Annotated in this window: 4 protein-coding genes; all 4 read left to right on the plus strand. The window is 35.2% G+C overall.

The genetic code is table 11. The annotated features are described in order from the left end of the window. Positions 1-83 precede the first annotated feature (83 nt). The 4 genes from Q0543_RS02470 (at position 84) to Q0543_RS02485 (ending at position 4934) form a co-directional block, all read left to right on the plus strand. Complete coding sequence (locus Q0543_RS02470) at positions 84-611, plus strand: transposase (protein WP_299248639.1); 528 nt, start codon at positions 84-86, stop codon at positions 609-611. 155 nt (positions 612-766) lie between these two features. Then, positions 767-1003, plus strand: a complete 237-nt coding sequence (locus Q0543_RS02475) for a hypothetical protein (protein ID WP_299248640.1) — start codon at positions 767-769, stop codon at positions 1001-1003. Between the two features lie 45 nt (positions 1004-1048). Then, positions 1049-1633 (plus strand): hypothetical protein, encoded by a 585-nt coding sequence (locus tag Q0543_RS02480; RefSeq protein ID WP_299248642.1) that lies wholly within the window; start codon positions 1049-1051, stop codon positions 1631-1633. Between the two features lie 748 nt (positions 1634-2381). After that, positions 2382-4934, plus strand: coding sequence for a gliding motility-associated C-terminal domain-containing protein (locus Q0543_RS02485; protein ID WP_299248644.1), 2553 nt, complete (start codon positions 2382-2384; stop codon positions 4932-4934). The last annotated feature ends 187 nt before the right edge of the window (positions 4935-5121 follow it).

Genomic DNA, 5121 nt, shown 5'->3' on the forward strand with positions numbered 1-5121 from the left:
TTGTCTAAATTATTCGCCTAAACCAGTTGCTCCCCAGAAAATGGATGTGACCCCAATTAAGCCCTGTAAGGCTTATAGCGAATTTGCTTACGCCAGAACAAACAGCAACAAGACTGAAGAGTAAGTCTTCAAATAGGAAATTAGGAACAGATACACTTGAAAGTATTGGATTGAATTTATTTGTTACAAATGTAGAAGCAGAAAAATGTGATGCAGAAGCAATATATGAATTATATACACTGCGTTGGCAAGTAGAGCTTATTTTCAAAACATGGAAAAGTGTCATGCAACTACATAAAATACAAGCTATGAATGCCGTGAGATTAGAATGTGTGATTTTAGTTAAGCTTTTATGGGTAATGTTAAACTGGTCAATTTTAAATCAGTTAAAAGAATTTACGAATGCAGATATAAGTTTTCATAAACTCTCACATACCTTACAAAGTCGATCACAAAAAATAACATTATCTATACTTGAACATGAAGAGATACTCTATGAATGGCTTTTAAAGTTGGCAAAGATAAGCTTGATACACCATCAAAAAGAATATAAAAATGGTGGAAATAAAATGAATGAAATAATAAAACATGCATATTATAAAACAACCTAAATGCCGTATATTTGTCTCAACAAAAGCGGATTGCCGTTCGCTAAAACGGCAATAAAAAATGGAAAATAAAACTTGGCCATGCACAATGGCCTGTGCTTATTTTCTTAGGTTGACGGCTATGGTGTGCCACAGACCACGGTGAGAGCGGGGCGAATATGAGAGCCTTATTAGATTATTTAAATGTAGGTAATAGCTTAACAACTTCTTTTGTGGCTTTTTGTGGTTTTTTAGATGGAGTTATACCTAATGGATTTGGTAGTGTAAATTCATTTACACCACTTGATACAGAAAATTATCATTTGTTTAGCCCTGATTCCTTGTATGATAAAAGCACAGGTGATACATCCTATTACCATATGAGAGGCGGTAGTATGTTATGGGATCCAAAATAGTTGTTACTTTATATATTCCAAAGAAATATTAATAAGAAATAATATATGAGAATTTCGATCATTCTGTTAGTAATAATATTTACTAACTGCAGTCAAAAGAAAAAGGTAGTGGGCTCTACTGAAAATGGAGGAACTTATATTGGTGAAAAAAATGAATTTGGTTTAAATAATACATGTTATTATTATGATTCATTAGGTATTCTGTGTGGTAGAGTAGAATTTAAAAATGGGCTCAGACAAGGCGATTTTAAACATTATTATTCTGATGGGAAAATAAAGGTTGATGGTGTATATTCAAATGGTAAATTATTTTATTCGAAAACATATGGCAAAAATGGAGATTTGGTAAGGCAGGTCTTACCAAACGGCCAATTTATTGACTACTATTATTATAAAGATAAAAAAATATTTGTGAAATCATATGAGCATTATGGAAGTGGCGGCGATACTGTAGTTGATAGTGTGATTTACAATACATACACAGGTAGCATAAAATATAAGTATATTTTATCAGAAAAAAAATTAAGTAAAAGTGTAAATAATAGTCAGTATGCTAAAATTAAGGGCATTGGGGAAACTGAGGAAGAATTTATAAAAATAATTCTAGGTAAAGATACAACGAAATTATAACTTCTCAAGTCTTGGTAATTGTGTTACAACATAAATTAGAACAGATGATTCTAATTTATGTTGTATAAAAGATGGTTTAGGTCTACCGCATAGGCTTTACAGAAAGTGTTTGCAAACCAGCTGAAGGTGCTGTATTGAAAGATATGGGTGCTGAACGTTCAGTGAAAAGGTGACTTAAAAGTCATCAGGTGCGTGTAAAGGTTTGAATCCCGAAAGATTTAGGGATGAACCGTTCGAAGACGTGTCGAAACGGCTCTTTGTTGTTAAACGTATCGATCTCCAACTGTTGATACGAAGACTGTAGCGGATATCTGTTTACTGGCTACAGAACAACCGGCATTAAGGCGGCAAAGCCTGCCCCGCCTTAGCGGAGAACTATACATAGGCTTTCTACGAAACGTGAGAGGCTTCCTTGTTGATGTGCTAAAAGCTTTGTTGGAAGTATTGAAAAAAATACGACTCCTGTTTTCGTCACTGGGACACCCAAACTGGTTGTCTAAACCGAAGCGAAATAATAGACTTGATTGGCGATGGAGAAGATAGTGTCAAGTATAAATAGCTATAAATATTTATTTCCAATAAACACTGCGAGCATTCTATGTTGAGTTACATTAAAATCCTACCTTTACATCATTAAATCGAACGAGCTAATAGGTACATTGAATGTTTAAATGATACAGTTCAAACATTCAGTAACAAACAACCTACATTCGAAATAAAATTATGTAAATAGAAATTTACGCCAGCTATGCTTAAAAAAATACTGCTTTTTATTTTCTGGGTTCTTGTAATCAACAACTCCCTTGCACAAATAAGTTTTACCTGGGATACCATTTTTTTAAAAGATACTTATTGCAGAAGGCTATCCCTCTCACCAAATAACCATTGTTGGGCAATAGCCAATAAAGATAGTTCGGCTGTATATGAAATTGACAATACAGATCAAACAATCAATCGTACGGCAGGTGTACGATCTGTCAGCTCAGCCAAATATTCAGATATTGTGGCGATGGCAAATAATGTGTCCTTTGTTGCAACGCCCAATGATTATTTAATAAAATACGATGCGGGTACGTATTCAAAACTGGGAGAGGCAGCAGGCCTTCATGTAAACAACATTAATACACTAGAACGAGTTGGGATAAACACATCCTTTATAACCCGACAAAGACCTGGTCTTGCCTTGGGTACTGCCAGAGGCTTGTATATGACCTATGACAATACCACTTTTTCAAGCTATGGCAATTATACTACTATCCCAAATTATAACACCTGTGTTGTTCACTATACAAATGGTGTAACCATAAATGTGAACATCTTTTCAAGACCATCAGTTTGTCCTATAGGGGGCGATTCTGTATTTACCGATATTGCATACTCAAGTGGAGGTATTGTGGAACTGCCCAACAGTTCACAGCAAGGGTATAAAGAAAAAGATTCTATAAATACGTTTGTAGATATCATGGCAAATTACAATTTTGGACAACCCATGTTTGCGGGCAAACACATTTGGGGTACGAAGAGTGGCTTGTATTATAGAATATTTGAATGTTATCAAGACCCTTTCAAATACTTGGTAGGGAATTCTGTAAATAAAATCTATGAGATGCGTTATTTTCCGTATGAACAATATTTAGGCAGTCCTCGGGAGGTACTTAAACTATTAATTGGTTCGGATAGTGGTTTGTTTTACGACCCTATGACTTGGAAAGGAGTAGATTATACTGCAAAACCCGATTCAATATTTTTAGTGCAGGCAACTAAAGGGTATAAGATTAATGATATTGAAGTAGATGGCTGCAACTCTTATGTATGGTTGGCTACAGATAAAGGCATTGTTCGGTTAAAAATAAACTATGATAGTCAAAATTTAGTTTTGAAAACACGGATAGAGCATCCCAATAATGATAAACCAATATGTGCTTCAAATCCGGTTACATTATCAGCCAGCAGATCTTCTTTTTATTCCTATCAATGGCAAAGAGATAGTATAGATATAATAAATACAAACACTTCTGACTATACAACAGGAGTGCCAGGAGATTATAGATATATATACACCTATTCAGACGGGTGCAGAACTTACAAAGACACCAGCGAATCGGTTACCATTGTGTTGGATACGTTATTATGCACTCCACCTGCTTTCCCAGACACCGTAACGGTTTGCAAAGGCGGTAGTTATCTAATCAGTACCGATTGTTCTATACCTTCTAATGTGTATCAGTGGTATCGCAATGGCGTAGTAATACCAAATGCAAGGGATAATAAATACGAAGCCAATGTTGGAGGGTATTATAAAATGAAAATCTCAAACTGCAATCGATCTACATTTTCCGATTCTATATTTATTAATATGCCTGTATTTCCAGAGCCTGTATTTCCAGAGCCTGTTATTACGGTATTGCCTAATAAAACATTATGTATGGGTGATACTGCTAAGCTCTCTATACCTTCTGGGAATTATGATGTATTGTGGTTTAAAAACTCCGTTGAAGACTTCTCTGTAAAAAACAACAACCCGTATTTTATAACCAGCGATGGAGCATATTCGGTACGACTAGAAAAAGACAAGTGTTTCGTAAACTCCATACCTGTACAAGTGAAGTTTAACCCCATTTCTAAGGTAAAGATTAAAGCGAATAAAAATTTGCCTTTATGTAAAGGAGATGAAGTCATTCTTACAGCAAATAACAAAAGTGCTAGTTATAAATGGTCAACTGGAGAAACAGATCAGAGCATTGGTGTTAAAACAGCAGGTCTGTATAAAGTTGTTTCCTATGATGCAAATGCATGTAAGAGTGAAGACAGTTTGGATGTCAAGGTAGTGCCAATCCCTGTATTTAGTTTGGGCAATGACACCACGTTCTGCGAAGGGGAAAGAATACCCATACATCTTGAAATACAAGGTGCCTATAAAACATATTTCATAAATGGGGTATCACAAGTAACAAACAGTTTTGATGTATATACCGCAGGCGCATACATCGTTTCGGTGTCAGATAAAAACACCTGTAAAAATTCAGATACATTGCTTGTTTTCAATTCGTGCCCAGATGTTTTTATTCCTAATTTAATAACGCCCAACGGAGACAATAAAAACGACTTTTTTGTTATTAACGGATTGTTGCCCGAGTCTACTTTGATTATTTATAACAGATGGGGCAATCAGGTTTACCTGAATATGAATTACATGAACGACTGGAATGCAGACGGCTTAAACGATGGTGTGTATTATTATGAATTAAGCAATACCTATTATTTCAAAACGATGAAAGGCTGGATTGATGTGGTGCGCTAATGAATTTAATTGGATGTATGTGTTGACCAAAAGAAGTAGCACGAGTATAACAGTCGTTAGGACAATTTAAAATGTACTCCATCATCTTAGATCAAGTTGAAAACGGCGTTGCAGTACGTATGGCTGTGATGTATTTATTGTCAGGGAATAAATAAGTCTTAGATTCAATTAATAAACGCAACGGCTA

This window comes from uncultured Cytophaga sp., from assembly GCF_937863595.1.
GTDB lineage: Bacteria > Bacteroidota > Bacteroidia > Cytophagales > Cytophagaceae > Cytophaga.

Bases quoted from the DNA above. Each gene is read 5' to 3' on its own strand.
- Q0543_RS02475 (WP_299248640.1), top strand. From the start codon at position 767: ATGAGAGCCTTATTAGATTATTTAAATGTAGGTAATAGCTTAACAACT.
- Q0543_RS02480 (WP_299248642.1), top strand. From the start codon at position 1,049: ATGAGAATTTCGATCATTCTGTTAGTAATAATATTTACTAACTGCAGT.
- Q0543_RS02485 (WP_299248644.1), top strand. From the start codon at position 2,382: ATGCTTAAAAAAATACTGCTTTTTATTTTCTGGGTTCTTGTAATCAAC.